Raw genomic sequence first — 2453 nt, forward strand, 5'->3', positions numbered from 1 at the left:
GCCCCGCCCCCGTCCCCCGGGTGGACCCGGAGTTCGGGACACGGGCGTGCGGGTGGGCGCATTACAGTAGGTCCCCGGGGTCGCCGGACGGCGGCCCCGACGACGGGGAAGCGGACACGGGGAAGGCCCGCCCGCGCCCCGCCGGCGCGTCCGCGGGGGGCCGTCCCCGGCGGCGTCACCGACGCGACGACCCCGGGAGTGCACGTGCGGCCGGTAGGGAGCAAGTACCTCCTGGAGGAACCGCTGGGGCGCGGTGCCACCGGCACCGTCTGGCGGGCCCGCCAGCGCGAGGCGGCGGGCGCCGAGGCCGCCGTCCCCGGGCACCCCGGCGAACTGGTCGCCATCAAGGTCCTCAAGGAGGAGTTGGCGCACGACCCCGACGTGGTCATGCGCTTCCTGCGCGAGCGCTCGGTGCTGCTGCGCCTGGGCCAGGAGGACCACTCCAACATCGTCCGGGTGCGCGACATGGTCGTCGAGGGCGACCTCCTGGCCCTGGTCATGGACCTGGTCGACGGTCCCGACCTGCACCGCCACCTCTACGAGAACGGCCCGCTGACCCCGATCGCCGCGGCGCTGCTCACCGCGCAGATCGCCGACGCGCTCGCCGCCGCCCACGCCCGGGGCGTGGTCCACCGCGACCTCAAGCCCGCCAACGTGCTGCTCGCCGGTGGCCGGGGCGACGAGCCGCTGCGGCCGATGCTCACCGACTTCGGGATCGCCCGCCTCGCCGACTCGCCGGGCGTCACCCGGGCCCACGAGTTCGTCGGCACCCCCTCCTACGTGGCCCCCGAGTCCGCGGAGGGGCACGGCCAGACCTCCGCCGTGGACGTCTACGGCGCGGGCATCCTGCTGTACGAACTGCTCACCGGGCAGCCGCCGTTCCGCGGCGGGTCCGCGCTGGAGGTGCTCCGGCGCCACCTCTCCGAGCAGCCGGCCCGTCCCGACCACGTCCCCGGTCCGCTGTGGACGGTGCTCGAACGCTGTCTGCGCAAGAACCCCACCGAGCGCCCCTCGGCGGAGAACCTGGCCCGGGCCCTGCGCACCGTGGCGGCGGGCATCTCCGACAACGCCGGTCCCGACGAGCGCACCGCCGCCCTCGGCGTCGCCGCGCTGCTGGCCCCGCCCGGGGACCCGGTCCGGGTGCCCGGCACCGGCGGCGAGGGTCCCGGCCCGTTGGGGGCCGAGCCGACGCAGGCCCTGCCCGGGGGGTCCGGTGGGGTCGGGGGAGCGGACCCGAACGCCGCCACCAACGTACTGCCGGTCGCCGGCGCCGGCGCCGCCGGCGGGCCGGACGACCGGGGCGCGCTCGACGCGACCCGGGCCATGCCGGCCGGGGGCTTCGGCCCCGCGGGGGAGTCCGGCGGCCCCGCCGGCCGCGAGGAGCCCCACCCCTGGGAGAACCAGCTGCGGGCCGCCCGCGACCGCAACGAACAGACCACCGTTCAACCGCTGGACCCCGCGCAGGACCCCCTGTACCGGGCGCCGCGGCGTCGGCCCCGTCCCGAGCCCCAGCGGCCCCCGCAGCGTCCCCGACCGGTCGCCGACCCCGGTTACGGGCGGTCCTCCCACGAGCGGTCCCCGGAGGACCGGGGCCGACCGCAGCGGTACGAGCCCGAACCGCCGCGCCGTGCCGAGCCCCGGCCGCGCCCGCAGCCGAGGCCCGAGCCCCGGCGCGAACCGCGTCCCCGCCGCGAGCCGCGCCGCAGCGCCAACCCCGTCCGGATCCCCGGCCTGGGCTGCCTGAAGGGCTGCCTGATCATCGTGCTGGTGCTGGCCGCCCTCGTCTTCGTGGCCTGGAACTTCACGCCGTTGCCCGACTGGGTCGCGGAGGGGCGGAGCTTCTGGGAGACGGTGCAGGACTGGTTCGCCTCGCTCCAGGAGATGATCGGCTTCGCCGAGGGCGCCAGGGACGCGGTGGACGACATCCAGGGCAACCTGCCCGGCAACTGACGCCCCGTCACCCCGCCCCCGTCACCCACGGGGGCGGGAGGGCGGTCGCCCCGGGAATTTGTCGACTTCCCGCGGGGATTTTCCGCCCGTCTTTCCGGGTAAATGCGGACAAAGAGCCCGGGGTTCGGTCCCTGATTCGGACCCCGCGTCGTAGCCTCCCGCCATGGCACGGAACATCGGCAGCCAGTACACCCTCCACCGAGTCCTGGGCCGCGGCTCCGCCGGCACGGTATGGCTCGCCGACGGACCCGACGGCCCGGTGGCCGTCAAGGTCATGCGGGAGGATCTGGCCGCCGACCCCGAGCTGGTCGAGCGCTTCGTCCACGAGCGGCACACCCTGCTCGGCCTGGAGCACCCCAATATCGTGGGGGTCCGCGACCTGATCACCGTCTCGGACCCGGTGGCCCGCCGCGAACCCGTCGGTCCCGCCGGGGCGGCGACACCGGAGCCTCCCGCCGGGACCGGCGCGGACGCCGGCGCCGAGCCCGCCCCGGACACCGCCC

Annotated in this window: 1 protein-coding gene and 1 pseudogene; both read left to right on the plus strand. The window is 76.7% G+C overall.

What is annotated here, in order from left to right:
• Positions 1–204: 204 nt before the first annotated feature.
• On the plus strand, positions 205–1950 hold the full coding sequence (locus FOE67_RS22740) for a serine/threonine-protein kinase (protein WP_182666711.1): 1746 nt from the start codon (positions 205–207) through the stop codon (positions 1948–1950).
• A 163-nt stretch (positions 1951–2113) separates the two neighbouring features.
• Positions 2114–2453 (plus strand): annotated as a pseudogene (locus FOE67_RS22745) (hypothetical protein); the annotation flags it as partial.

Source organism: Streptomyces calidiresistens (assembly GCF_014141525.1).
Lineage (GTDB): Bacteria > Actinomycetota > Actinomycetes > Streptomycetales > Streptomycetaceae > Streptomyces > Streptomyces calidiresistens.